This window comes from Citrobacter sp. RHB35-C17 (assembly GCF_013816795.1).
GTDB lineage: Bacteria > Pseudomonadota > Gammaproteobacteria > Enterobacterales > Enterobacteriaceae > Citrobacter_A > Citrobacter_A amalonaticus.
Window position 1 is genome coordinate 1,597,889 of record NZ_CP057150.1, and the last position, 25,815, is coordinate 1,623,703.

At 55.6% G+C, this 25,815-nt stretch carries 25 protein-coding genes; 12 read left to right on the plus strand and 13 right to left on the minus strand.

The genetic code is table 11. The features are described from left to right. The first annotated feature begins 1 nt into the window (after position 1). Genes moaB through HVZ37_RS07525 form a run of 5 tightly spaced genes read left to right on the plus strand, consistent with a single transcriptional unit; the run spans position 2 to position 2,456 of the window. Positions 2–514: a molybdenum cofactor biosynthesis protein B gene (moaB, locus tag HVZ37_RS07505; protein ID WP_181628271.1), complete on the plus strand. Its 513-nt coding sequence runs from the start codon at positions 2–4 to the stop codon at positions 512–514. Positions 515–519: 5 nt separating this feature from the next. Beyond that, entirely contained in the window at positions 520–1,005 is a 486-nt protein-coding gene (moaC, locus tag HVZ37_RS07510; RefSeq protein ID WP_044256450.1) for a cyclic pyranopterin monophosphate synthase MoaC, read from the plus strand. Beyond that, positions 998–1,243, plus strand: a complete 246-nt coding sequence (moaD, locus tag HVZ37_RS07515) for a molybdopterin synthase sulfur carrier subunit (protein ID WP_043001299.1) — start codon at positions 998–1,000, stop codon at positions 1,241–1,243. The genes moaC and moaD overlap by 8 nt, the downstream gene beginning before the upstream one ends. A gap of 1 nt (position 1,244) precedes the next feature. Then, entirely contained in the window at positions 1,245–1,697 is a 453-nt protein-coding gene (gene moaE, locus HVZ37_RS07520; protein WP_044256447.1) for a molybdopterin synthase catalytic subunit MoaE, read from the plus strand. Between the two features lie 54 nt (positions 1,698–1,751). Then, positions 1,752–2,456 carry a Bax inhibitor-1/YccA family protein gene (locus HVZ37_RS07525; RefSeq protein WP_042320470.1) on the plus strand — a complete coding sequence of 235 codons (705 nt, stop codon included), beginning with the start codon at positions 1,752–1,754 and terminating at the stop codon, positions 2,454–2,456. A gap of 70 nt (positions 2,457–2,526) precedes the next feature. On the opposite strand, the gene HVZ37_RS07530 is transcribed toward HVZ37_RS07525, so the two are convergent. From HVZ37_RS07530 to HVZ37_RS07540, 3 genes are read right to left on the minus strand one after another with little or no spacing between them, the layout of a single operon-like run. Further along, positions 2,527–3,489 carry a lysylphosphatidylglycerol synthase domain-containing protein gene (locus HVZ37_RS07530; RefSeq protein WP_043001296.1) on the minus strand — a complete coding sequence of 321 codons (963 nt, stop codon included), beginning with the start codon at positions 3,487–3,489 and terminating at the stop codon, positions 2,527–2,529. After that, positions 3,489–4,730 (minus strand): cardiolipin synthase ClsB, encoded by a 1,242-nt coding sequence (clsB, locus tag HVZ37_RS07535; RefSeq protein WP_043001295.1) that lies wholly within the window; start codon positions 4,728–4,730, stop codon positions 3,489–3,491. The genes HVZ37_RS07530 and clsB overlap by 1 nt, the downstream gene beginning before the upstream one ends. Then, complete coding sequence (locus HVZ37_RS07540) at positions 4,727–5,485, minus strand: endonuclease/exonuclease/phosphatase family protein (RefSeq protein ID WP_043001294.1); 759 nt, start codon at positions 5,483–5,485, stop codon at positions 4,727–4,729. Before HVZ37_RS07540 ends, clsB begins: the two co-directional genes overlap by 4 nt. A gap of 132 nt (positions 5,486–5,617) precedes the next feature. Between HVZ37_RS07540 and HVZ37_RS07545 the strand changes: the two genes are divergently transcribed. Further along, on the plus strand, positions 5,618–6,028 hold the full coding sequence (locus tag HVZ37_RS07545) for a YbhQ family protein (RefSeq protein ID WP_044267995.1): 411 nt from the start codon (positions 5,618–5,620) through the stop codon (positions 6,026–6,028). On the opposite strand, the gene HVZ37_RS07550 is transcribed toward HVZ37_RS07545, so the two are convergent. The 5 genes from HVZ37_RS07550 to cecR are packed head-to-tail and all read right to left on the minus strand — an operon-like array spanning position 5,990 to position 11,631. Then, complete coding sequence (locus tag HVZ37_RS07550; protein WP_043001292.1) at positions 5,990–7,096, minus strand: ABC transporter permease; 1,107 nt, start codon at positions 7,094–7,096, stop codon at positions 5,990–5,992. The two genes, HVZ37_RS07545 and HVZ37_RS07550, sit on opposite strands and share 39 nt — an antisense overlap. 10 nt (positions 7,097–7,106) lie before the next feature. Further along, positions 7,107–8,240 (minus strand): ABC transporter permease, encoded by a 1,134-nt coding sequence (locus HVZ37_RS07555; RefSeq protein ID WP_044267992.1) that lies wholly within the window; start codon positions 8,238–8,240, stop codon positions 7,107–7,109. Further along, positions 8,233–9,969 (minus strand): ATP-binding cassette domain-containing protein, encoded by a 1,737-nt coding sequence (locus HVZ37_RS07560; protein WP_181628272.1) that lies wholly within the window; start codon positions 9,967–9,969, stop codon positions 8,233–8,235. Before HVZ37_RS07560 ends, HVZ37_RS07555 begins: the two co-directional genes overlap by 8 nt. Continuing rightward, the gene (gene hlyD / locus HVZ37_RS07565; RefSeq protein ID WP_181628467.1) at positions 9,962–10,957 is read right to left on the minus strand and encodes a secretion protein HlyD; all 996 of its coding nucleotides are present in this window, start codon (positions 10,955–10,957) and stop codon (positions 9,962–9,964) included. Before hlyD ends, HVZ37_RS07560 begins: the two co-directional genes overlap by 8 nt. Next, complete coding sequence (cecR, locus tag HVZ37_RS07570; RefSeq protein WP_181628273.1) at positions 10,957–11,631, minus strand: transcriptional regulator CecR; 675 nt, start codon at positions 11,629–11,631, stop codon at positions 10,957–10,959. The genes hlyD and cecR overlap by 1 nt, the downstream gene beginning before the upstream one ends. Before the next feature lie 231 nt (positions 11,632–11,862). Between cecR and rhlE the strand changes: the two genes are divergently transcribed. Next, positions 11,863–13,224: an ATP-dependent RNA helicase RhlE gene (gene rhlE, locus HVZ37_RS07575; RefSeq protein ID WP_181628274.1), complete on the plus strand. Its 1,362-nt coding sequence runs from the start codon at positions 11,863–11,865 to the stop codon at positions 13,222–13,224. Positions 13,225–13,892: 668 nt separating this feature from the next. Here the strand turns inward: rhlE and HVZ37_RS07580 are convergent. Then, positions 13,893–14,627, minus strand: a complete 735-nt coding sequence (locus tag HVZ37_RS07580) for a GntR family transcriptional regulator (RefSeq protein ID WP_043001287.1) — start codon at positions 14,625–14,627, stop codon at positions 13,893–13,895. A 202-nt stretch (positions 14,628–14,829) separates the two neighbouring features. Here HVZ37_RS07580 and pcaB point away from each other — a divergent pair, with 202 nt between their 5' ends. From pcaB to ybiB, 4 genes are all read left to right on the plus strand, one after another. Further along, positions 14,830–16,182, plus strand: a complete 1,353-nt coding sequence (pcaB, locus tag HVZ37_RS07585; protein ID WP_061070348.1) for a 3-carboxy-cis,cis-muconate cycloisomerase — start codon at positions 14,830–14,832, stop codon at positions 16,180–16,182. A 33-nt stretch (positions 16,183–16,215) separates the two neighbouring features. Then, the gene (locus HVZ37_RS07590) at positions 16,216–17,637 is read left to right on the plus strand and encodes a DASS family sodium-coupled anion symporter (protein WP_181628275.1); all 1,422 of its coding nucleotides are present in this window, start codon (positions 16,216–16,218) and stop codon (positions 17,635–17,637) included. Between the two features lie 208 nt (positions 17,638–17,845). Next, a complete protein-coding gene (gene dinG, locus HVZ37_RS07595; RefSeq protein WP_044256421.1) occupies positions 17,846–19,996 on the plus strand; it encodes an ATP-dependent DNA helicase DinG in 2,151 nt (716 codons plus the stop codon). A 26-nt stretch (positions 19,997–20,022) separates the two neighbouring features. Next, positions 20,023–20,991: a DNA-binding protein YbiB gene (gene ybiB, locus HVZ37_RS07600; RefSeq protein ID WP_181628276.1), complete on the plus strand. Its 969-nt coding sequence runs from the start codon at positions 20,023–20,025 to the stop codon at positions 20,989–20,991. A gap of 107 nt (positions 20,992–21,098) precedes the next feature. Here the strand turns inward: ybiB and ybiJ are convergent, their stop codons facing one another. The 3 genes from ybiJ to mcbA form a co-directional block, all read right to left on the minus strand. Further along, the gene (gene ybiJ / locus HVZ37_RS07605) at positions 21,099–21,359 is read right to left on the minus strand and encodes a DUF1471 family protein YbiJ (protein WP_043001280.1); all 261 of its coding nucleotides are present in this window, start codon (positions 21,357–21,359) and stop codon (positions 21,099–21,101) included. A gap of 285 nt (positions 21,360–21,644) precedes the next feature. Then, entirely contained in the window at positions 21,645–21,911 is a 267-nt protein-coding gene (locus HVZ37_RS07610; RefSeq protein WP_043001279.1) for a DksA/TraR family C4-type zinc finger protein, read from the minus strand. A 121-nt stretch (positions 21,912–22,032) separates the two neighbouring features. Further along, entirely contained in the window at positions 22,033–22,293 is a 261-nt protein-coding gene (mcbA, locus tag HVZ37_RS07615) for a DUF1471 family periplasmic protein McbA (RefSeq protein WP_043001278.1), read from the minus strand. A gap of 286 nt (positions 22,294–22,579) precedes the next feature. Here mcbA and rlmF point away from each other — a divergent pair, with 286 nt between their 5' ends. Next, a complete protein-coding gene (rlmF, locus tag HVZ37_RS07620) occupies positions 22,580–23,506 on the plus strand; it encodes a 23S rRNA (adenine(1618)-N(6))-methyltransferase RlmF (RefSeq protein ID WP_043001277.1) in 927 nt (308 codons plus the stop codon). Here rlmF and ybiO read toward each other — a convergent pair. Further along, positions 23,503–25,743, minus strand: coding sequence for a mechanosensitive channel protein (gene ybiO, locus HVZ37_RS07625; protein ID WP_181628277.1), 2,241 nt, complete (start codon positions 25,741–25,743; stop codon positions 23,503–23,505). The two genes, rlmF and ybiO, sit on opposite strands and share 4 nt — an antisense overlap. Positions 25,744–25,815: the final 72 nt, after the last annotated feature.

Consider the following 25,815-nt stretch of genomic DNA (forward strand, 5'->3'; position numbering starts at 1 on the left):
CATGAGTCAGGTAAGCGCTGAATTTATCCCGACCCGCATTGCTATTCTGACAGTATCGAATCGCCGTGGCGAAGAGGACGATACCTCTGGTCATTTTCTGCGGGATTCCGCGCAGGAAGCGGGACATCAGGTTATCGATAAAGCAATTGTCAAAGAGAACCGTTACGCCATTCGCGCGCAGGTGTCAGCATGGATTGCCAGTGATGAGGTGCAGGTGGTGTTGATCACCGGCGGCACGGGCCTGACTGAAGGCGACCAGGCACCGGAAGCGCTGCTGCCGCTATTTGATCGCGAAGTGGAAGGCTTTGGTGAAGTGTTTCGTATGCTGTCATTTGAAGAGATCGGCACGGCCACGCTGCAGTCGCGCGCAGTGGCGGGCGTGACCAACAAAACGCTAATTTTTGCGATGCCGGGTTCCACCAAAGCCTGCCGCACGGCGTGGGACAATATCATCGCGCCGCAGCTTGATGCCCGTACGCGTCCTTGTAATTTTCACCCACATTTGAAGAAATAATAAGTATGTCGCAACTGACTCACATAAACGCCGCCGGTGAAGCGCACATGGTGGATGTCTCCACAAAAGCGGAGACCGTACGCGAAGCGCGCGCCGAAGCCTTTGTCACCATGCGCAGCGAAACACTGGCCATGATTATCGACGGCAGCCACCATAAGGGCGATGTGTTCGCCACCGCGCGTATCGCCGGGATTCAGGCAGCAAAGCGCACCTGGGAGCTCATCCCGCTGTGCCATCCGTTGCTGTTGAGCAAAGTGGAAGTCCAGCTCCAGGCACAGCCGGAACACAACCGTGTCCGTGTTGAATCGTTGTGTCGTCTTACCGGCAAAACCGGGGTGGAAATGGAAGCGCTGACGGCGGCGTCCGTCGCCGCGTTGACCATTTACGACATGTGCAAAGCGGTGCAAAAAGACATGGTGATTGGCCCGGTGCGCCTGCTGGCGAAAAGCGGCGGCAAGTCTGGCGATTTTAAGGCGGATTCGAATGATTAAGGTTTTGTTCTTTGCTCAGGTTCGCGAACTGGTTGGTACGGATACGCTGGACGTCGCGGCAGATTTCCCGACAGTGGAAGCGCTGCGTCAGCATCTGGCGACTAACAGCAACCGTTGGGCGCTGGCGCTGGAAGACGGCAAGCTGCTGGCGGCGGTAAACCAGACGCTGGTGAGCTTTGATCATCCGCTGACGGCGGGTGATGAAGTGGCTTTCTTTCCCCCGGTGACGGGAGGCTGAGATGGCTGAAACGAAAATTGTGGTCGGGCCTGCGCCGTTCAGCGTGGGGGACGAGTATCCCTGGCTGGCGGCACGCGACGAAGACGGTGCGGTGGTGACCTTTACTGGTAAAGTGCGCAACCATAATCTCGGCGACAGCGTGAAGGCGCTTACGCTGGAGCACTATCCGGGGATGACGGAAAAAGCGCTGGCGGAGATTGTCGATGAGGCGCGGGTGCGCTGGCCGCTGGGACGCATCACGGTGATTCACCGGATTGGCGAACTGTGGCCGGGCGATGAAATCGTCTTTGTTGGCGTCACCAGTTCGCACCGTAGCAGTGCGTTTGAGGCCGGTCAGTTCATTATGGACTATCTAAAGACGCGTGCGCCGTTCTGGAAGCGTGAAGCCACGCCGGAAGGCGAGCGCTGGGTGGAAGCCCGTGACAGCGATCGGCAGGCGGCTAAACGCTGGTAGCACGAAATTGTGATACGCTTATCCAGAGTGGTCACTTTCAATCAGGAGATTATCATGGACCGATTTCCACGATCCGAATCAATCGTGCAGGCGCGTTCCGGCCTGCAAACCTATATGGCGCAGGTATACGGCTGGATGACGGTCGGGTTGCTGCTTACCGCGTTTATTGCGTGGTATGCGGCGAATTCCAGCGCTTTTATGGAGTTACTCTATACCAACCGAATCTTTTTCTTTGGTCTGGTCATCGCGCAGTTAGCTGTGGTTTTTGTGCTGTCCGGTTTGGTGAACAGACTTAGCGCGGGGGTCATGACGACGCTGTTTATGCTCTATTCGGTACTCACCGGTCTAACGCTTTCCAGTATCTTCATCATTTACACAGCCTCCTCCATCGCCAGCACCTTCGTGGTGACCGGCGGGATGTTTGGAGTGATGAGCCTGTGGGGATACACCACGAAGCGCGATCTGAGCGGCTGGGGCAACATGCTGTTTATGGCGCTGATTGGCATCATCCTGGCCTCACTGGTGAACTTCTGGCTGAAAAGCGAGGCGCTGATGTGGGCGGTGACCTATATTGGTGTGGTGGTTTTTGTTGGGCTGACCGCCTATGACACCCAGAAGCTGAAGAACATTGGCGAGCAAATCGATGTGCGCGACAGTTCTAACCTGCGTAAATATTCGATTCTCGGTGCGCTGACGCTGTATCTGGACTTTATCAACCTGTTCCTGATGCTGCTGCGTATTTTAGGCAATCGCCGTTGAGTTCGTTGTGCCGGATGGCGGCTACGCCTTATCCGGCCTACGAAATGATGCCGAGGGCGGTGACGAGGTATTACTTCGCCATCGCCTTCTCGTTCTTCGCCCGCAGCTTCTTCGCCCGACTCTCCAGCACCAGATAGCAGATCAGCGCCAGCAATAAGGGAATAAAGTAATACAGCACGCGGTAGGCGAGCAGGGCGGCAATAATCGCGCCTTGCGACGTGTCTTCCCCCGCCAGCAGCGCGATAAACACCGCTTCCAGAACGCCAATTCCCGCCGGAATGTGGACAATCACTCCCGCGATACTGCTGACCAGCAGCACGCCCAGCACGAAGAAATAATTCACCTCCTGGCCCAGTAGCAACCAGATAATCGCCCCCATCACCATCCAGTTGGCGCTGGAGATGGCCATCTGGGCCAGCGCAAATTTCCACGACGGTAGCACCAGTTTCTGCCCTTTGATCGTCATATGACGGTGTTTTGCGAAAGCGCAGAACCACAGATAAATAGCGATGATTAACAGCAGCACCACGCCGAGAATACGCAGCGTGCCCTCGTCGATATACCAGTGGGCAGGCAGTTGCACCACGCCAAAGGTGAAGATGATCCCGCCAAGCAAAATATAGCCCAGCCAGTTGGTGGTGATGCTAAGAGAGAAGATACGGGTGATGGTGCCACCCGGCAGGCCGAGGCGGGAATAGAGCCGGTAGCGCATACCGATGCCGCCGACCCAGGTACTGAGCGTCAGGTTAAATGCATAGCAAATAAACGACACCAGCATCACTTGCCGCTTTGCCAGCTTGTGACCGCAATAGGCGCGGCCCAACAGGTCATAGCAGCCATAGAGCAGATAGCTGAGGATCACCAGCCCGACGGCGCTCAGCAACGCAACCCGGTTGTAGTCACGGATCACCGTCCAGACGTCTTCCCAGTTCACCTTTTTGGCGTAGACCACCAGCAGCACAATCACGGCGATAAAAAACAGCCAGGTGAGGATCTTTTTTGCCAGCCGCCAGCGCGGATGTGATTTTGCCATCAGGGTTTGGCTCCTGTGTTCTGTACTTCTACCCGATCCTGCGTTTCCATCTCGGGCTGGGCTGGCGGATCAACCTGCGCGAGATGGGGAGTATGCGCCGGAAGCCAGCCGACCAGCGCCGGGAAGTGACGTAAGAAGTGGAACGCCAGCACGCTTTTGGTCAGGTTCCACCAGGTGCGTCTCGGCAGCATCGACTCATCGACCTGCTTACAGTCTTCGGCAATGATCGCGTTAAGGTTGTCGCGCAGCGTCTGGTTGAACTGGCGATCGTGCACGATCAGGTTGGCTTCCAGATTAAGCGACAGGCTGAGCGGGTCGAGATTGCTGGAGCCGACCGTCGCCCAGTGGTCATCCATCAGCGCCACTTTGCCATGCAGTGGCTTGCGGCGATATTCGTAAACCTGGACATCGCCTTTCACCAGATAGTTGTACAGCAGACGGGCTCCGACCTTCACAATTGGCATATCCGGCTCCCCCTGCACGATCAGTTTGACGCGCACGCCGCGGCGGGCGGCTTTGCGCATGGCGTGCAGTAACCGGTAACCGGGAAAGAAGTAGGCGTTGGCGATAATCACTTCCCGCCGTGCCTGGGTGAGCATTTTCAGGTAGTGACGTTCGATATCGTCGCGGTGCTCGTCGTTGTCGCGCCAGACGAACAGCGCCTGCGCCTCGCCGGGCTGGCGGTTCTCTTCAGCACGGTGATGACGGCGCCACCAGCGGCGCACTGCACTCTGCCCGGGAAGGTTTTCCACTTCAAACTGCAGTATATCGGCGACGACAGGTCCTTCCACGCGCACCGCGTAGTCCTGCTTGGCTTCCGGGCCATAGTCGGACATATGTTCGTCGGAATAGTTGATCCCGCCGATAAACGCCACCCGGTCGTCTATCACCACAATCTTGCGATGCATACGGCGAAAGACGTTGGTGCGCATACCAAAGATCCGGGGACGCGGATCGTAATAACGAAACACCACGCCTGCCGAGGTCAGTTCGCCAACGAATGCATCGCTCAGGTCCGGTGAGCCGTAGCCGTCCAGCAGTACTTCCGCCTTCACGCCGCGTTTTGCTGCGGCCAGCAGAGCCGCATGAAGCTGTTTTCCTACCTCATCTTCAAACCAGATGAAAGTTTCGAGAATAATTCTTTGCTGCGCATCGGCTATTGCCGCAAACACAGCGGGATAATACTGGTCGCCGTTTTCCAGTAACTGGATCTGATTACCTTCACGCCAGCCACATTTCATAGATGGATCTCCGCGCTAAGGGGGGCATGGTCAGAGAGATGCCGCCAGTTGCGCAGCGGTAGCGCTGTCGGCGAACTGGCATTGGCATTTTTCACGTAAATACGATCAAGGCGCAGCAGCGGCAGGCTGACAGGAAAGGTCCGTGCCGGGCGGCCGCGGGCGCGGGTGAAAATTTCCTCCAGGCCCGCGGCTTTTAAGGAATGGTTTGCCTTTTGCCGCCAGTCGTTGAAATCACCGGCCACCACCACCGGTTCACCGTCGGGCAGGGCGTTGACCCAGTCTGTCAGCAGGGTAAGTTGCGCCTGCCGGTGAGCTTCACGCAGGCCGAGGTGAACACTCATCACATGAATCGGTTTCCCGAGTTGCGGCGGAACAATACGGCAATAGAGCACGCCGCGCTTTTCACTGCTGCCGACCGAAACATCACGATTTTCATAATGTTCAATAGGATAGCGTGACAGCACCGCGTTGCCATGATGCCCTTGCGGGTAGACGGCGTTACGCCCGTAAGCGTAGTCACTCCACATCGTGTCGGCGAGAAATTCGTAGTGCGTGGTATCCGGCCAGTTTTCGACGTGCAGCGGATGCACTTCGTGCGCGCCCATCACCTCCTGCAGGCAGACAATGTCGGCGCCAACCGTACGAACGGCATCACGCAGTTCCGGTAAAATGAAGCGCTTGTTAAAGGCGGTAAAGCCTTTATGCGTATTGATGGTGAGCACGGTGAATGAAAAATTTCGTGTCGATTGAGTCATTTTTCTCCTGTTGGCGTCACTCTTCTGATTGAAATAGTGTAGTCGTCGTCACAAAAAGGTGCGGTGTTACGGAATTTTCCGTAAAGTGCGGTACTCTGAGTCATTAGAGAAAAATCCTTCAGGAGAAAAGCCATGAGGTGGCAACAACGAGTTCGTGTCGCAACGGGGTTAAGTTGCTGGCAGATTATGTTGCATTTACTGGTCGTGGCGTTGTTGGTCGTAGGCTGGAAGAGTGGCACGCTGGTGCACGTTGGCCTGGGATTATGCGTAGTGTATGGCGTGACCGTATTACTGATGCTGGCGTTACAGCGTCATCACGAGCAGCGCTGGCGCGAAGTCGCCGACGTGCTGGAAGAACTCACCACCACCTGGTATTTCGGCGCGTCGCTGATTGCGTTGTGGCTGCTGTCCCGGGTTTTACAAAACAACGTCTTGTTGGCGTTAGCGGGACTGGCAATCCTGGCCGGACCCGCTGTGGTTTCGCTGCTGGCGAAAGACAAAAAGTTACATGATTTTGCGTCTAAACATCGCATACGCCGCTGATCCCGTTGTGGCCGCTATCACCAGTAGCGGCCACAAGCTTCCCCAGACAATCTGCAAACTCGCATCTTTCAAATAGATCTGCTTGGTGATATCCGTGAAATGACGGATCGGGTTTATCCATGTCAGATTCTGTAACCAGACCGGCATGTTCTCGACCGGAGAGACGTAGCCCGACAGTAAAATTGCCGGCATCATAAAGACGAATACGCCGATAAACGCCTGCTGCTGCGTGGAGCAGAGTGAGGAGATCAACAGGCCAAATCCCACCAGCGACAGCCCGTAAATCACCATCGTGAAGTAAAACAGCGCCAGCGACCCGGCAAACGGGATCTGATACGCCCAGATACCGATTGCCAGCACGATAGAGGCCTGGCCGGTGGCGACAATCAGTGCAGGAACCGCTTTACCGATAAATATTTGCCAGGTGGTGAGCGGGGAGACCAACAGCTGATCCAGCGTGCCCTGTTCGCGCTCGCGCGCGACAGACAGCGAGGTAACGATCATCACGCCAATGGTGGTGATCATCGCGATCAGTGACGGCACCACAAACCATTTGTAGTCGAGGTTAGGGTTGTACCAGTTGCGCACCACCAGCTCGCTGTTGTTCGGCTTCGGCTTGCCCTCCATCAACTCCTGCTGATAGTTCTTCACGATTTGCTGGAGATAGTTGGCGGCGATCTGCGCGCTGTTCGAGTTACGACCATCAAGTATTAACTGCATGGGCGCAGACTGAAAGGTATCCAGATTGCGCGAGAAATCCGCCGGAAAACGCACCAGCAGCAGCGCTTTTTGCGTATCGATTGTGGGCTGAATTTCCTGCGGGCTTTTCAGTAGCAGGATGTGGGTAAAGGCTTTGGCACGGGCAAAGCGTTGGGTCAGCTCCACCGAATGCTTGCCGTTGTCTTCGTTATAGATGGCGATGGTGGCGTTAGTCACTTCCAGCGTTGCGGCAAAGGGAAACAAAAGCACCTGAATCAGTACCGGCAAAATTAAAATCGCGCGGGTCTGCGGCTCGCGCAGCAGCGACTGCAATTCTTTGCGGATTAACGTCCATAAACGATGAAACATGCGCGTCTCCCTAATCCAGCCGACGTTTGGTTTTCAGCCACGTCAGACCAATAAACATCACCGCTGAGGCGATCAAAAACAGCACGTTGACCACCAGCACCACCGGGATATTACCGGCGAGAAACAGGCTTTGCAGGGTGCTGACGAAGTAGCGCGCCGGAATAATATAGGTCACCGCGCGGATCACCGCAGGCATACTGTCTATTTGAAAAATAAAGCCTGACAGCATAATCGACGGCAAAAAGGCGGCGTTAAGCGCCACTTGGGCGGCATTAAACTGGTTGCGGGTGATGGTGGAGATCAGAAGTCCCATCCCCAGCGTGCTGAGCAAAAACAGGCTGGTGATGAAAAACAGCAGCAGAAGCGATCCGCGATACGGGACGCCGAGAATAAACACCGACACCAGCATACACAGCAGCATCGCCAGCATGCCGAGGAAGTAGTAGGGGATGAGCTTGCACAGCAGCAGCTCTGCGCGCGTCACTTCCGTGGAGAGCAACGCTTCCATGGTCCCGCGTTCCCATTCGCGCGCCACCACCAGCGAGGTGAGGATCGCGCCGATCACCGTCATGATGATGGTCACTGCGCCCGGGATAATAAAATGCTGGCTGATTGCCGCAGGGTTAAACCAGTAGCGGGTTTGCACATCAATCAGTGGTTCAAACGTTTCCCCGCGATCTTCCGCTCGCTGCATCTGCCAGATTTGCCAGATCCCTTCCACATAGCCCTGCACGAAGTTGGCGGTATTGGGTTCACTGCCGTCGGTGATTACCTGAATGGGTGCGGTGTCGTTGGCGCGCGCCATCTGCTGGGCGAAATCGACCGGAATGACCACCAGACCGCGAATACGTCCGGCCTGCATCTTTTCAATCAGCGCCTGGCGGTTATCGCTGATGGTGGCGTCGATGTACGGTGAGCCGGTCATCGCATGGGTAAAGTCCAGCGCCTCTTCGCTTTGCTGCTCAAGCAGGATCCCCACCCGCAACTTGCTGGAGTCAAGGTTAATGCCGTAGCCAAAAATAAACAGCAGCAGCAGTGGGATCACCACGGCGATCAGCCAGCTACTGGGATCGCGGACAATCTGCCGCGTCTCTTTGACGCACAGCGCCCGTACGCGACGCCAGGAGAGAAGGCGGTTACGCATTGGCATGCTCCTTATCCCAGTCGTTAATTAACCGGATAAAAGCCTGCTCCATGGTCGGGTCCGGCGTGTCGTCATCGGCGGCCTGCGCTTTCAGATCGTCCGGCGTACCGCTGGCAATCAGTTTCCCGCGATAGACCAGTCCGATGCGGTCGCAGTATTCCGCTTCGTCCATAAAGTGGGTCGTCACCATCACCGTCACGCCTTTTTCCACCATGCTGTTGATATGCAGCCAGAACTCGCGGCGGGTGAGGGGATCGACACCAGAAGTGGGCTCGTCAAGAAACAGAATGTCCGGTTCATGCATCAGCGAACAGGCCAGCGCCAGACGCTGCTTAAAGCCCAGCGGCAGTTCGTCGGTGGCATGCGAAGCGATGCTCTTCAGACCAAACGCCTCGCTCATGCGGGCGATTTTTTCGTTCTGCGCGCGTCCCCGCAGACCATAAACGCCGGAGAAAAAGCGCAGGTTTTGCTCCACCGTCAGGTTGCCGTAGAGCGAGAACTTTTGCGCCATATAGCCAAGATGCTGGCGAGCTTTGCCGGAGCTGACCTTCAGATCCATGTCCAACACCAACGCTTTCCCGGACGTGGGCACCAGCAGGCCGCACATCATTTTAAAGGTTGTCGATTTTCCCGCGCCGTTGGGGCCCAGCAGGCCAAAAATTTCTCCGCGCTGGACCGCAAAATCAACGTGGTCAGTGGCGGCAAAATCGCCGAATTTCTTGGTCAGCGCTTTCGCTTCAATCACCGTTTCGCCTGGCGTTCCCTCTACGGTATGCAAAATGGCGCCCAGCGGCGATTCAGAGGTCGCGGCACCGCCCAGCAGATCGATAAACGCATCTTCGAAGCGTGGCGCAGTCTCGCTGATGTCGAGTTCCGGCATGCCGTTGCCATGGCGAATGTCGTCCGCTGTGGCCTCTTTTTTCAGGATCAGACGCACCGATTTCCCCTGAATCATGCCGTCGCTAACCTGCGGCAGTTTTAACGCCCGCTGGAGCAGTTTCCGGTTGTTTTCCTGCGGGCTGTGCATCAAAAAACTGCGTCCCGCCATGGTTTGTGTCAGTTGGGTCGGCTCCCCCTGATACAGCAGTTCGCCTTCGTTCATCAGCAGCACGTCCCGACACTGTTCGGCTTCATCCAGATAGGAGGTGCTCCACAGGATCAGCATCCCGTCTCCCGCCAGTTCGTGCACCATCTGCCACAGTTCGCGACGTGAGATTGGGTCAACGCCGACGCCAGGTTCATCCAGCAGCAGCACTTTGGGTTCGCCGACCAATGTACAGGCCAGCCCCAGCTTTTGTTTCATCCCGCCGGACAGTTTTCCCGCCAGACGTCCGGTAAACGGGCCGAGCGAGGTAAATTCCAGCAGACGGGCAAAGGTTTTTTCCCGCACCTCGCCCGTCACGCTGCGTAAATCCGCGTAAAGATTGAGGTTCTCCATTACAGTGAGATCCTCATACAGACCGAATTTCTGCGGCATGTAACCGAGCACAGCATGCAGCGCGCTGTCGTTTTTGATTGGATCAAAGCCAATCACCGTTGCGCTACCGCCATCCGGCTTCAGCAAGCCCGCCAGCATTCGCATCAGCGTGGTTTTCCCGGCGCCATCCGGCCCCACCAGACCGGTTACATACCCGGCGTGAATCGTACAGTCGAGTGGGGCGACCGCCGGCTTTTCCAGTCCGGAAAAACGCTTAGTCACCCCGTTCAGCGTGATGACGGCGTCATTCATGTCCAGCCTCGTTGCCGAACTTCACCGTCACCGGCATGCCCTGGCGCAGCGCGTCGTCGGCATCGGTGACCACAATGCGCAGACGGTAAACCAGATCGGTACGCAGGTCCGGTGTCTCTACCGTTTTCGGCGTGAATTCTGCCGTCGGAGAGACAAAACCGATTTTACCGTGATAAGGCTTGTCGGGACGTCCATCGGTATACAGCAGGATTTCGCGTCCCGGCTGTGCCTGAGAAAGATGACGTTCGTCGACGTAGGCGCGCACCCAGACTGGTCGGGTGAGAGAGAGCGTCAGCACGGTGCCTCCTGCGCTGAGCATGCTGCCAGGCTCGACCGCACGAGTTAGCAGCGTGCCGTTCGAGGGGGCGACAAGCGTGGTGTCATGGAGATCGAGTTCCGCCTGTGCCAACTGCGCCTGTGCCTGTTCAAGGCTGGCTTTCGCCTGGGCGATATCCTGTTCGCGATTACCGGAACGGTACTGACTCAGTTTGTCCTGCGCGGATTTCAACGTGGCCAGCGCCTGGTCGCGGGAAGAACGGGCGTTTTCCAGATCGTTAGCGGAAATAGTGCGGCTTTTCCACAATCCCTGCTGTCGGTTGTAGAAATTCTGTGCGTAATCATAGGCAGCCTGGGCCTGTTTCACCGCTGCCGCCGCCTGCGCAATCTCTTCCTGACGATAGCCCGCCAGCATCAAATCGTACTGGGCCTGGGCGACGGAAACGCCTGCTTTTGCCTGCATCAGGGTGTTCTCATAGGGAGCATGATCCAGTTCACCCAGCACCTGTCCCGTTTTAATGGTATCCCCTTCATCCACCGCCAGCGACGCGAGTCGGCCTCCGACGCGAAAGCTGAGGTTAACGGTACGGATGTCCACGTTGCCGTAGAGCGTCAGTCCGTTATCCTGCCGGCTTTGATACCACCATGTGCCACCCGCAATCACGGCGAGCAGTGCCGCAATCACCAGCCCGATAACGACAGGTTTTTTCATCACTCCAGACTCCTTTGCGATAACCCTTGCAGAATAAGATCGATATGGCAGGTCACGGTCTGCGTAATCAGTGCAGTTTTTTCTTCATCAAACTGCGACCAGCCGGTACGTAACAAAATGGTTTCTTTACCGAGACGGAATGCCAGTACTTCGCCGAGCAGCGCGTGGGTATGCAGAATCATGCGCGTATCGCTGGCGTCGCAGCCGGTATACGCGGCGATAAGACGAGTGAGATGACTGTGCAGAGGCTCAATAACCTGCTCGTGCACCCGTTGATAAGCCGCGGTAGGGGAGAGCTGTTCACGCGAGATAAATTTGCTCAGATTGACGGTGTCCTCCTGGGTCAACAGCATGATCATGTTTTTGCAGGCACGCAGAATCAGTTCGCGCATGGCCGCACGGTCGGGATGAGGCTCGGCGAATAAGCGTTCGGCTTCTTCCGCGTGTGGCCGAAACTGCCCGTCAATAAAATCGGCAATCCACTGGGCGCAGGCGAGGTATAAATCCTCTTTTGAGCCAAAATAGTAGGTAATGGCGGCAATATTTTGTCCGGCCTGCGCGGCAATGTCGCGGGTGGTGGCATGCAGGCCATACTCGCCAAACTGTGCCAGTGCGGCGGCAATCAGCTGGCTTTTGGCCTGTTCACCTTTCGTGGTCATGGTGGGTGTATTCATCACGCGACCTAATTCTTAATCAATCGATTGATTAAGATTATGACTGAATATTCTCCTTGTCCAGTCTGGCCGTTTATTTTGTCTTTTCCAGTGACCGGGATAATTTATGCGGTGTGTCACAAAAACTGCTACACTCCGCCCCTTCATGACATTGTGGTTTTTGTCATTCCCAAATTGTATGCATCTCCCTGAAAACGACACCGGGAACGGTCGGGGCGGTTCGGAGTAGTTATGTCTTTTGATTCCCTGGGTTTAAATCCTGATATTCTGCGCGCCATTGCCGAGCAGGGTTACCGTGAACCTACCCCTATTCAGCAACAGGCGATCCCTGCCGTGCTGGAAGGTCGCGACCTGATGGCGAGTGCGCAGACCGGTACCGGTAAAACGGCGGGCTTTACGCTGCCGCTGTTACAGCACCTTATTACCAAACAGCCGCATGGCAAAGGGCGTCGCCCGGTGCGTGCGCTGATCCTGACGCCAACGCGTGAGCTGGCGGCGCAGATTGGTGAAAACGTCCGTGATTACAGCAAGTATCTGAACATTCGCTCGCTGGTGGTTTTTGGCGGCGTGAGTATTAACCCGCAGATGATGAAACTGCGCGGTGGCGTCGATGTGTTGGTGGCAACGCCGGGCCGCTTGCTGGACCTGGAACACCAGAACGCGGTGAAGCTGGACCAGATTGAGATTCTGGTGCTGGATGAAGCGGACCGTATGCTGGATATGGGCTTTATTCACGATATTCGCCGCGTGTTAGCGAAACTGCCGGCGAAGCGTCAGAACCTGCTGTTTTCCGCGACGTTCTCTGATGAGATCAAAGCGCTGGCCGAAAAGCTGTTGCATAACCCGCTGGAAATTGAAGTGGCGCGTCGCAACACGGCGTCTGAGCAGGTGACGCAGCACGTCCATTTTGTCGATAAGAAACGCAAGCGCGAACTGTTGTCGCAGATGATCGGTCAGGGCAACTGGCAGCAGGTACTGGTCTTTACCCGCACCAAACACGGCGCCAATCACCTGGCGGAACAGCTCAACAAAGATGGTATCCGCAGCGCAGCGATCCACGGTAACAAGAGCCAGGGGGCGCGCACCCGTGCGCTGGCGGATTTTAAATCAGGCGATATCCGCGTGCTGGTGGCGACTGACATTGCGGCGCGAGGTCTGGACATCGAAGAACTGCCACACGTGGTGAACTACGAGCTGCCGAACGTTCCGGAAGATTATGTGCATCGTATCGGTCGTACCGGTCGTGCTGCGGCGACGGGGGAAGCGCTGTCGCTGGTTTGTGTTGATGAACACAAACTGCTGCGTGACATTGAAAAACTGCTGAAAAAAGAGATCCCACGTATTACCACGCCGGGCTATGAGCCAGATCCCTCGATCAAAGCTGAGCCGATCCAGAATGGTCGTCAGCAGCGTAGCGGTGGTGGCGGTCGGGGCCGTGGTCAGGGACAAGGGCAGGGCGCGTGTCGCGCTCAGCAGCCGCGTCGTCAGGACGGTGGCGCGTCGAAGGGCAAACCCCGTAGCGCAGAAGGCAAACCGGCTGGCGAAAAGCCGCGTCCACCGCGTCGCCCGCGCAGAATTACACCCGTGCAGTAAGGGGGTCAGGAAGGTCTGATACTCTGAGAAATGTTACGTTCACTTTGTATTCAGTGATTCTCTGAAACCGCAGTACACGTGAACGTGCAAGGGAGGCTCACCGCCGCCTCCCTTGCAACCCTGGCTCCCGGCAAGGAAAATCGCCACTTCGTGGTTCATTCGTCTTATGCCGTCTGCCTGTCGGGTCGGGGTCGAGCCTGCATTCATGCAGGCCGTCCCCTCCGCCCGCTTCCCTGCGGGCGGCCCCGGTCAGCCGCCAACGCCTCATCGATTTTCACGCCGGACCAATGCCATCGCTTCAATTCTCTGCCTTTCAGCTAAATTCACTTCGCTGTAAAAAAAAGCAAACCGTGGAGATGGTCAGGTATGGATAGGTCCGGCTGAAAATTGCCGACGCGTTTCCGTAAGGCCGGGAGAACCCGCAGGGATGCGGGTTCAGGGCGCGCGAAGCAGGGATGCTGAGTCGTGCCCGGCCCGGTAGCCTGAAGGAATAAGCGGAGGGTATCGCGAAGCGACAATTTTCCAGCCGGGAGCCAGGATTGTTAAGGAGGCGGCGACGAGCCTCCTTAACCCGTTCACAGGTACTGGTGTACCAGATTGGCTGCGAACATGAGGTGAACGGTACTCGTCCCACAGGGGCATATGCTTCTCAAAGCGTATACGCCCCCTCACTCCCCTGAATTCTGTGATTTCAACACAATAGAACAGGTATACCGTCCCGCCGGGTGAATTGAAATCGTGGTCTCGAACACTTTTCCGTCACGATCCCGATAGCGTCGCACGATCCGCATCCCCGGCGAATCGGGCTCGACATTCAGTATCTTCGCAATTTTCTTCGGTACGCCAACGGCGGTGATCGTCTGATGCACTTCGTGACTCTTAATTCCGTAGTGCGTTTCGATCAGATCGCTAATCAGCGAGTGCGGATCGTCGCGGATGAACGCGCGTAGCCTGGAATAATCGGTGCTGGCGTAACTGTCCGTCCAGCAAATAGGCGCATCCGGGTTTTGCGCATCCTCACGAATACTGGCGATATGTAGCCAGCGTGAACCGGGCGGGCAATCTATCAATTGGGAAAGCTCAATATCCGCTACAATCTCATCGATCTTCTTAATCACCCGCAGGTTGTTTTTCGCCAACAGCAGCAGATCTTCCAGATGTGACAACGGATGGTTAACCCCGCTTGCCTGCGGTTCGCATACGCGCGTGCCAGCGCCTTTACGTCGCGAAATCAACCCCTGTTCCGTTAATTCCCTCAGCGCTTCGCGCATGGTGTGACGACTCACTTGCCAGGTTTCGCACAGTTCCATTTCTGTCGGAAACAGTGAACCGGGCGGGTAAGTTCCCGTTGAGATTTGATGAGCCAGTTCACGGGCTATCCGTTTGTACAGAGATTCTTTCATCGCAGTTTCGTCAAATTATTAATGATCACAGTCACAGAAATGACTACGGGCTATTCCCTGGATTCGTCATGATTATTATAAATGTCCGTACATTTTAAATGTACGGACATTTATATATGTTCGGACATTTTTGTTGGCCCGGTTGCGTCGTAAACCGGGTCAGACGCTCATCTTATCATTATCAGATTGAACCGGGGGATTTATGGCTTCGAATGTAATGGATTCTGTTTTATTTAGAGATTCTTTTGGTACACCCGCAATGCGCGCCGTGTTTGATGACTACGAACTTATTCGCAAGTATGTCGAAGTGGAGGTGGCGCTCGCCAAAGCGCAGGCGCGTTGCGGAGTGATCCCGGAAGCGGCAGCCAAAGAGATCGCTGAGAAGTGCAATGCCGATACGCTGGATTTCGATTTGTTACGTCATGAGACGGAAATCGTCGGTTATCCGATCCTGCCGCTTGTGCACCAGATTTCAAAGCAAGCCGGAGAGTCTGGCGGCTATGTGCACTGGGGGGCGACGACGCAGGATATTATGGACACGGCGGTGGTACTGCAAATCCGTGATGCCTTTGAACTGATCGAGGCGGACATGAACCGGTTACGTGCAACGCTGGCTGACCTGGCGCTGCGCTATCGGGATACGCCAATGGCCGGTCGCACCCATTTACAGCAGGCGCTACCGGTGACGTTTGGTTATAAAGCCGCTATCTGGCTGGACATGTTTGAACGCCACGCCGAACGTTTGCAACAGGCGCGTCCGCGAGTGTTGGTCGGTGAATTTGCCGGGGCCGCCGGAACGCTGGCATCGCTGGGCGACAAAGGATTGCCGGTACAAAAAGCGCTGATGGAAGAGTTAGGTCTTAACGTCCCGACCTCCACCTGGCACGTAGCGCGCGACGGCTTCGCAGAGGCGGTGAACCTGCTGGCGGTCATCACCGGTTCGCTAGGGAAGATTGCTTATGACGTGATGCTGATGGCATCGAACGAGTTTGGCGAACTGTATGAACCGTTCGTTAAAGGCCGTGGTGCCAGCAGCACTATGCCGCAAAAACGCAATCCTATCTCCAGCGAACTCATGCTGGCCTGTGCAAAAGGCGTTCGTCAACAGGCCGGGCTGATGTTGGATGCGATGGTTCAGGATCTGGAACGCGCCACCGGACCGTGGCACGCGGAGTGGATTGCGATCCCGGAAAGTTTCGTCCTGAGCGCAGGGGCGCTGCATCAGGCCAACTTTATGCTGGCAGGACTGGAGGTCGATGAAGCGGCAATGTTGCGCAATCTTGGGATGACCAACGGCCTGATTGTGGCAGAAGCGGTGATGATGGGGCTGGCTCCGTACATCGGCCGCCAGGATGCCCATGATGTGGTGTATGACGCCTGTCGCATCGTTAATGAGAAGGGTGGTCACTTGGCCGACGTACTGAACGCCATGCCGACAGTGGCACAACGACTGGATCCGCAACTGATTAACCAACTGACCGATCCGGCTAATTATCTGGGAATGGCGCCGGAAATGGTCGATCAGGTGCTGTCCAGGTATCAGTCACGGAAATGAAGGTTCTCGTGTTAACGGAATAAGGATATGGCTATGTCTACAAATACTGTCGCGGGAAAGAAACTTCTCTCATTTCTGATCCCGCTGGTAATCGGTGCCGTCATTTGGTTTATTCCCGTTCCTGAAGGGTTAACCCCGGCGGCCTGGCATATGTTTGCGATTTTTGCCGCCACCATTGCGGCAATCCTGACCCAGCCGCTCCCTTCGGGGGCGGTTATGCTGATTGCGCTTTGCGTGGTGATCTTCAGCAAAACGTTGACTGAGGCGAAGGCACTGTCAGGCTTTGCCTCTGGCACGGTATGGTTGATTTTCTGCGCCTACGTGCTCTCGCTGGGGTTTGTGACCTCCGGACTGGGAAAACGTATTGCCTATAAAATGCTGTCGCTGTTTGGCGGAAGCAGTCTGGGAATTGCCTATTCGCTCGGTGTTTCTGACCTGATTATGGCCCCGGCGATGCCGTCGGTGACGGCGCGGTCTGGCGGGATTATTTTCCCGATCGCTCGCTCAATCAACGACGTACTCGGTTCGGCTCCTGGCGCGACTGGCAAGCGGATTGGCGATTTCTTGACGATGGTTTGCTTTCAGTTTACGCCGATCACCGGGGCGATATTTTTAACCGGTATGGCGGCGAACCCGCTGGTGGCAAGCCTGGCAAAATCCACGCTGGGTCTGGAGATCACCTGGGGCGGCTGGTTTATTTCTGCCGTCGTTCCAGCGATGGTCTGTTTTTGCCTGATGCCGCTGCTGGTCTACAAGCTGCTGGATCCAGAACTGAAGCATACACCGGAAGCCAAAGCGATGGGCAAACAGTCGCTCAGCGAACTGGGCGGTATGAGCAGTAATGAGAAAAAAGTGGCCGTGGGCTTTGTGCTGGCGCTGGTGGGCTGGGGAACCAGTCTGATTACCGGGATCTCGGCGACGTCGGTCGGGCTGGGGCTGGCCGCTTATTTGTTTGCGACCGGGGCCGTCAGTTGGAAAAGTCTCCTCAATGACCATGCGGCGTGGGACACGGTGATCTGGTTCAGCGTGATCATCAGCCTGGCGACGGGTCTGGCGGATCTGGGATTCATCAAATGGATGACGGTGAAGCTGGGGAGCGGGATTCAAGGATTCGGTGCGATGGAAGCATTCATTGTGCTCGGTGTCTTGTACATCTACGTCCATTACCTGTTTGCTACCGCCACGGGGCACGTTGCCGCGTTGTACGCACCATTTGCCGCCACGGCGATTGCCGCCGGCGCACCGCCGATGATGGTGGCTATCTGCTTCGGTATCTTCAGTAACCTGATGTGGGGGAACACCGAGTACGGCGGAGGACCCGGCCCTATCTACTTTGCGCAAGGTTATTTCGAGCGACCACGGTTTTACCGAATCAACCTGTGCGTGGTGACCTTCAACGTCATTATCATTTTCGCGGTTGGCATGCTGTGGTGGAAGCTGCTGGGTTACTATTAAGTCACAGCGCAGTTGCCTGATGGCGCTGCGCTTATTAGGCCTGCGCGCATAGAATTGTCTATAGCCGTAGGCCGGATAAGGCGTAAGCTGCCATCCGACACGTCGAATCCAGGTTGCGAAGCGCCTTCCAGAAGCGGCAAAAAAGATACGTTCCAAGTCTGAAATGTGCCACAATAGTGGCTGTTTATACAGTGTTTCAGGTTTTCTCATGGCATTAACCGCTGCGCTTAAAGCGCAAATCGCCGTCTGGTATAAGGCGCTTCAGGAACAGATCCCCGACTTTATCCCCCGTGCGCCGCAGCGGCAGATGATTGCCGATGTCGCGAAAACGCTGACCGGAGAAGAAGGGCGTCATCTGGCGATAGAGGCGCCTACCGGAGTGGGGAAAACCCTGTCCTATCTCATTCCCGGCATTGCCATTGCACGGGAAGAGCAAAAAACGCTGGTGGTTAGCACCGCCAACGTGGCGTTGCAGGATCAGATCTACAGTAAAGATCTGCCCTTACTGCGCAAAATTATTCCCGATCTTCGCTTTACCGCCGCGTTTGGACGCGGGCGCTATGTGTGTCCGCGAAATCTGACGGCGCTGGCCAGTACTGAACCCACGCAACAGGATCTGCTCGCCTTTCTTGACGATGAACTCACGCCGAACAACCAGGAAGAACAGAAGCGCTGCGCAAAGTTAAAAGGCGACCTCGACAGCTACAAGTGGGACGGTCTGCGCGATCATACGGATATCGCCATTGACGACGACCTCTGGCGACGACTGAGTACCGATAAAGCCAGTTGCCTGAACCGCAACTGCCACTACTACCGCGAGTGCCCGTTTTTTGTCGCCCGTCGCGAGATTCAGGAAGCGGAAGTGGTGGTGGCAAACCATGCGCTGGTGATGGCGGCGATGGAAAGCGAAGCGGTGTTACCGGACCCGAAAAACCTGCTGCTGGTTCTGGATGAAGGCCATCACCTGCCGGATGTCGCCCGCGATGCGCTGGAAATGAGCGCGGAAATTACCGCCTCCTGGTATCGCCTGCAACTGGATCTGTTCAGCAAACTGGTGGCGACTTGCATGGAGCAGTTTCGCCCCAAGACCACGCCGCCGCTGGCGAATCCGGAGCGTCTGAACGCCCATTGCGAAGAGCTGTATGAACTTATCGCGTCACTTAATCACATTCTCAGTTTGTACATGCCTGCCGGGCAGGAAGCGGAACATCGCTTTGCGATGGGGGAACTGCCGGATGAAGTGATGGAGATTTGCCAGCGTCTGGCGAAGCTCACCGAAACGCTGCGCGGTCTGGCGGAGCTGTTTTTGAATGATCTCAGCGAGAAAACCGGCAGCCATGACGTTGTGCGTTTGCATCGGGCTATTTTGCAGATGAACCGGGCGCTGGGGATGTTTGAAGCGCAAAGCAAACTGTGGCGACTGGCCTCGCTGGCCCAGTCATCCGGCGCACCGGTGTCGAAATGGACGACGCGCGAGGTGCGCGACGGGCAACCCCACGTCTGGTTTCACTGCGTGGGGATCCGCGTGAGCGATCAACTCGAGCGATTACTCTGGCGCAGTGTGCCGCATATCATCGTCACCTCCGCCACGCTGCGTTCGCTTAATAGTTTTTCGCGTCTGCAGGAGATGAGCGGCCTGAAGGAAAAAGCCGGAGACCGCTTCGTCGCGCTCGATTCGCCGTTTAACCATGTCGAACAGGGTAAAATTATTATTCCGCAGATGCGCTATGAACCGTTGATCGACAACGAAGAACAGCATATTGCGGAGATGGCGGCTTATTTCCGCGAACAGCTGGAAAGTAAAAAACATTCCGGCATGCTGGTGCTATTTGCCAGTGGGCGAGCGATGCAGCGCTTTCTGGAATACGTCAGCGATCTGCGCTTGTTGTTGTTGGTCCAGGGTGACCAGCCGCGCTACCGGCTGGTGGAATTGCACCGTAAGCGGGTGGAAAACGGCGAGCGTAGCGTGCTGGTGGGGCTGCAATCCTTCGCCGAAGGACTGGACCTGAAAGGCGATTTACTCAGTCAGGTGCATATCCACAAAATTGCTTTTCCCCCCATCGACAGCCCGGTGGTGATCACCGAAGGCGAGTGGCTTAAAAGTCTCAATCGCTATCCGTTCGAAGTGCAGAGTTTGCCCGCCGCCTCGTTTAATCTAATCCAGCAGGTGGGACGCTTGATCCGTAGCCACGGGTGTTGGGGAGAAGTGGTAATTTATGATAAGCGTCTGTTGACCAAAAATTATGGCAAGCGTTTACTGGATGCATTACCTGTTTTTCCCATAGAACGACCCGCAGTGCCAGACGTTATCGTTAAGGCAAAAGAAAAAGCGAAACCCACGCGCCGTCGGCGTAAATAACGTGAGTGTGAGGCAAGGAGTTTTCGATGGATTACCGCAAAATAATTAAAGAGATCGGCCGGGGGAAAAACCACGCCCGCGATCTGGATCAGGATACCGCGCGAGGGCTTTATACCCACATGCTCAACGGCGACGTGCCGGAACTGGAAATGGGCGGCGTGCTGATTGCATTGCGTATCAAAGGGGAAGGGGAAGCCGAAATGCTGGGCTTTTATGAGGCGATGCAAAACCATTCCATTAAGCTTACCCCGCCGGTTGCGAAGCCGATGCCGATCGTTATACCCAGCTATAACGGCGCGCGTAAACAGGCGAACCTGACGCCGCTGCTGGCGATTTTATTGCACAAGCTGGGTTTTCCGGTCGTCGTGCATGGGGTGAGCGAAGATCCGACCCGCGTGCTGACAGAGACCATTTTCGAACTGATGGGGATTGCGCCGACGCGTCATGCCGGACAGGCACAGGCGAAACTGGATGGACATCAGCCAGTCTTTATTCCGGTGAGTACGCTCTGCCCGCCGCTGGAAAAACAGCTGGCAATGCGCTGGCGACTGGGTGTGCGCAACAGCGCACATACGCTGGCGAAGTTAGCGACACCGTTTGCCGAAGACGCCGCGCTGCGTCTTGCCAGCGTGTCGCATCCGGAATATGTGCCGCGCGTCGCGAAATTCTTTAATGATATTGGTGGGCGTGGGTTGTTGATGCACGGAACCGAAGGTGAGGTTTACGCCAATCCGCAACGCTGCCCGCAGATTAGCCTGATTGATAGCACTGGCACCCGGGTGTTACAGAGCCGACAAAGTGAAATGCCAGACGAACCTGTACCGCTGCCCGCGGCAAAGGATCCTGAGACGACCGCGCGCTGGATTGAACGCTGCCTGGCGGGAAGTGAGCCGGTACCCGCATCGTTGAAAATCCAGATGGCCTGTTGCCTGGTGGCAACGGGTGAGGTGGCAACACTCGAGCAAGGACTGGCGCGAGTCAACGACAGTTTTTAGCGCGACAGATAAAAAAAGCCCGTCCAGTGGCGGACGGGCAAACAAGGGTAATTCAGGTTCAATGAGGGTTGGAGCAGGGTGTCTGTTGGCAGCAGACGGGGTAAAACTTATTTGTAGATAACAGCAGTACCGCTCATTTTGTTGTTGTTGTTGGCGGATGTGATGCTGTAACCGCTTGCGCCGGCAGCAGCGGCTTTCTCAGCCAGTTTTGCTTCCAGGCCGTCCAGCGTGGTTGCGCCTTCTGCAGAAACCACACCGATTTTATTCATGCTTTGCGCCTGAGCAGCCGTAACAGGTTCGGCAGCGAAAACGCCAAAAGACAGAGTAGACAGGGCAACAGCGGCAACAGCATATTTGATAGTTTTCATTGTTAATCTCTCGCAGGTTATTTATTAAGGAAGACGATGTTCCGTCGATGTGATGAGTATCACGCTTTATTTCGAGAGATAAAATCGAAGAGAATTGACAGCATTAATCAAAAAAATTGAATGACAAATAACTTATTGATTATTAATTAATTCACGAGATGAATTTACGGTTCTACGCAGTTCACTTTACAGTTGAGGGATGAACGGCACATTTTGCTACGCAAAGAGCAATTTAACGTGAGCGTAAGCGAAACGGCATGTTCTTGATATCTATGTAAGCTTAGGTCAACGTAGCTGGCTGTCTTTTGATCCTCTGCGATTATATCCTGTATAGGATGAGTTCTGTGAATCTTTCTCCTGCTGGCAGTTAAGGCACAGTCTTACACCTGGCACTGCCTGTCGGCGGGCTTCAGGGATCGGATCGCCACATTCTTCACATTCATACAGGCTATCACCGCGCGGAATTTCGCCTCTTGCACGTGCAACAGCATCTTCAATTGTACTGTTGATTTGTTCGTTCACAGCGTCATCATTTGCCCAACCAGAAGCCATAGCACTATTCTCCTCACGCTTTTTACCGAGGTTATTATAGTCAAGATGGGGTCAAAAATTGCTCAGTCAAGGGAACATTGCCCGATAAGCGGCGTCGCTATCGGGCAGGTGGTGGGGAAGGTTACTTGTAAATGGTGGCTGTACCATACATCTGGTTCTTACCGCCTGCGGAATTAACCATAAAGCCTTTCGCGCCTTGTTCTTGCGCTTTTTCCGCCAGCTTATCCTCCAGATCACTCAGGTTGGTTGCGCCAGTGGCAGAGACGGTACCTGACGCACGTAGCTGACCGGTATCGGGACTGCTCAAAGGTTGTGCTGCAGACGCCGCGAATGCCACGCCTGCAAGCGTGGTGGCGACGAGTAATACGAGGCATTTTTTCATGATGCTCTCCTCAGTGAAACAACGTGTAGTGCCAGATAAGTTTAGGTCGTCAGTGCGGCAGAAATGGCGTAAAAAATTGATGATGATCTGCTTAAAATTTGAACGAAAAATATTGACGTATATTGACAAATCAATGACATACATATCATTGATATTTGGGCGATTTGCGCCACTTCACCCCATTTCGCGCGCAGATGCGCTGCAGAGAAGCGCCCGTTTGTTATCAACCTGGTTTACCGCGTTGCGTTATGTGGGTATCTTACGCCGCTGTTAAAAGGAGAATGCTATGTCCCCCCAGAAACCGGGCTTACACCCGCGCAACCGTCACCACAGTCGCTACGATCTTGCCACGCTCTGCAAAGGCACGCCTGAGCTGGCGCAGTATCTCGTCCTGACCCCCGCAGGCGAACAAAGCGTTGATTTTGCCAATCCGCTGGCGGTAAAGGCCTTGAATAAGGCGCTGCTGGCGCATTTCTATGGGGTGGCAAATTGGGATATTCCTGAAGGGTTTCTGTGTCCGCCTGTTCCTGGGCGTGCCGATTACCTCCACCATCTGGCCGATCTGCTTGCAGAGACAACGGGAAGTGTGCCAACTCAGGCCACAATCCTGGATGTTGGCGTGGGCGCGAACTGTATTTATCCGCTGATCGGCGTGCATGAGTATGGCTGGCGTTTTACGGGCAGTGAGACGCATGAGCAGGCGTTAGCCAGCGCGCAGGCCATTATCAGCGCCAATCCAGGGCTGACGCGCGCCATTCGCCTGCGTCGTCAGAAAACCCCAGCGGCTATTTTTAACGGCATTATTCATAAAAATGAGCAATATGATGCGACGCTGTGCAACCCGCCGTTCCATGATTCCGCCGCCTCTGCTCGTGCAGGAAGCGAGCGCAAACGTCGCAACCTCGGACAGAGCAAAGATGATGCGCTGAACTTCGGCGGTCAGCAGCAGGAGTTGTGGTGCGAAGGGGGGGAAGTCGCGTTCATCAAAACGATGATTTCCGAAAGCCAGGCTTTTGGCCGTCAGGTCATGTGGTTTACCACGCTGGTGTCACGCGGCGAAAACCTGCCGCCGCTCTATCGTGCGCTGACTGACGTGGGAGCGGTCAAGGTGGTGAAAAAAGAGATGGCCCAGGGGCAAAAGCAGAGCCGCTTTATTGCCTGGACCTTTATGGACGACGACCAGCGCCGTCGTTTTAGCGCGCGTAAGCGCTAGAGCGTCGGCTCGCCGGGTGGCCGCGACGGCGGTGTGGCCGGTGTTGTGGCTGCCGCTGGCGCGGCGGGCAGAAACTGCCAGGTCTGCACCGGTGGACGAACGCCCGCCAGGTCGAAATGTTTTTTCACCTGACTGTCCAGCGCGAAGCGAACCGTCCACTGCTTCAGCGGCAGCGTGGTAAACGATACCCGTAGCGTAAATGCCGTGTTGGTTAATCCGACAATCCCGGCAAACGACGGCTCACCAATAATCAGCCCACGAACGTCCTCGGTTTCCATTACCGCAGCGACCGCCTCTTTCAGCGCCTGATTGGCCTTATCAGCATCTTCATGACGATCCACATCGTAATTGGCGACCACCGAGCCAATGCCGCGGACAAAGTTGGCAAAGGTGGTGATCGATGACCACGGAATAATATGATACGCCCCGGTGTCCTGGCGTACGCCAACGGAGCGAATCGACATGCGTTCTACCGTACCGGTTAACGGCCCGATGGTCACCAGATCGCCCGTATTCATGCCATTTTCAAACTGAATAAAGACCCCGGTAATAATATCTTTCACCAGCGTTTGCGCACCAAAGGAAATTGCCAGCCCCAGCGCCCCGGCCCCGGCCAGCAGTGGGGCGATGTTAACGCCGATTTCCGAAAGTACGATCATGATGGTGATTGTGCTGATGATCACCGCCAGTGCGTTACGAAACAGCGTTAACAGCGTGCGGGTACGCGCGCTGGGGAGAGGACGGCCATGAATATCGGAAGCCAGCCGGTTTTCGATCAGGCTGGCAAGCAGCGTCCAGCCTACTGCGGAGAAAAACAGAATCAGCACGATGCGGATCAGAATATCAACCGTCTTCTCACCGGCGCCGTTGTGCAGCCAGTTCCAGAAATCAAACAGTCCCCAGGCGTTCAGCAGCAGCATGATGGCGACACACACCGTCAGGATCCGCGCCACATTCAATGCCGTAGAAAGCCAGCCGTTGAGCCGCTTTTGCAGTTCGGGATAATTGCGCTGCGTATGCGGGGAGAGGGTAATGGTTTTGGCGATCCAGCGGGTAAACATTCCGGAAACGAAGGCCGCAATGCCGATGATCACCAGACTGCGCACTGTCGCCCCCATCATAAACTTCAGGCTGTTGCCGGGGTCGAACAGGGAGAAGAAAAACAGGACGATGAAATAGGCGCTTGCCAGCCAGTGCCAGACCAGCGCAAAGGCGCGAATAAACAGACTGAAAAAGGCCAGCGATCGTTCCGCAAGATTCAGCAGGTGCTGGGTAATCTCTTTCTTGTTACGAAAAATCAGGTACAGCGCCCACAGCGTAATACACAGCATGATGACCACGTTGGCCATCGCACCAACCTGTACGTTCACCTGATTGGAAATAATCGGAACAGCGACGATCAGGCCATAGCCAATCAGACTGCTCAGCGAACTCAGTCGCCGGTTCCAGTAACGGGCGCTGGCATCCTGAATGGTAAAGGGCCGCAGTTCCGCCACGTTCGGACAGAAGATCAGTCGCAGAATGGCTTTGAAAAATTCGATCAGGGCAAAGGCGTTCAGAAACAGTCCTTGTTGAAACGCGATGGTGCGACTGCCCGCGTTCAGTCTGTCGCTCAACAACTGACCGACAAACAGGGTAAGCGCCAGCAGAAGCAGATCAATAATAAAGGCGCCAACGATCATTGCCGGTAGCTGGAGCCAGTTGCTGCGCTCGCGGTTCTTCTTCCGCGCCCAGGTTCCCATTTTACGGTACAACGGCAACATACACAGCCGAATCAACCAGTAGAAGCCGAACACCGCAGCGGCCAACATCAGAAAGTGACTGAGGGCATTACTGAAGGTCTGGCTGTTAAAGGGCTTGTGTGGCGCATCGGTGATGTTGCGATAGAGTTGGGCAAAGCGGCCAGACAGGGCTTCGCCGTAATGGCGGCTGAGATCGGTAACGTTCTCCAGTACCGTTTTTTCCTCCACAACCACCGGCGGGGTGATTTTAGGCACCGGTTCCGGCGGTGGCGTGGCGGCAACGGTACGCAACTGGTCAATCAATTCTTTGCGCGATGTCTCATTTTCCAGTACGTCGGCCAGCGCTCCGTAGGCCGCTTTCTTTTGCTCGACATCAGGTTCGGGCGCAGGTGTTGTTTGCGCGTCAGCATCAGCGCCGGTTGTGACACCGGGAATGGTTACCGCCTGGGCTGGTGCGCCCAGCAGGCAAAAGAGGATGAACAGGATCCACCGCATGACTCCTCCAGTGAGAAAACAGAACAAAGAGATAAGTATAGTGGCTGGAGGCGCGGCGATTCGAAATGGGAA